The organism is Pseudogemmobacter sp. TB195 (assembly GCF_058313095.1).
Genome location: NZ_JBZEGG010000236.1, coordinates 1 through 515 on the forward strand (window position 1 = coordinate 1; position 515 = coordinate 515).

At 65.8% G+C, this 515-nt stretch carries 1 protein-coding gene; it reads right to left on the reverse strand.

All coding sequences use genetic code 11. The features are described from left to right. On the reverse strand, window positions 1–515 hold a 515-nt coding region (locus AC4FS3_RS29555; protein WP_491023506.1), incomplete at its 3' end, for a proton-conducting transporter transmembrane domain-containing protein.

A 515-nucleotide genomic window follows, 5' to 3' on the forward strand; every position in this document is an offset into this window, starting at 1 on the left:
GGCGTGAACAGCAGGCCAAGGCGCAGGATGGCGTAGACGCCAACCTTGGTCATGATGGCGAACATGGCCGCCACTGGCGGCCCCGCGGCGGCGTAGGTGGTGGGCAGCCAGAAGCCCAGCGGCCAGATCGCCGCCTTCACCAGAAAGGCCACGCCCAACACCGCCGCGCCAACGCGGAACAGCATGGCCCCATGCGCGTCGAGATCGCCGATGCGGCTGGCGATGTCCGCCATGTTGAGCGAACCGGTCGCGCCATAAATCAGGCTGACGCCGATCAGGAACGCCGACGAGGCGACGAGATTGACCGCGATATAGTGAAGCCCGGCCTTCACCCTGGCGTGCCCCGAGCCATGCAGCGCCAGGCCGTACGAGGCGGCCAGCATGATCTCGAAGAACACGAACAGGTTGAACAGGTCGCCGGTCAGAAAGGCCCCGTTGAGGCCGACGAGCAGCACCTGGAACAGCGGGTGAAAGAAACTGCCGGCCTTGTGCCAGCGCGCCAGCGAGAACACCAT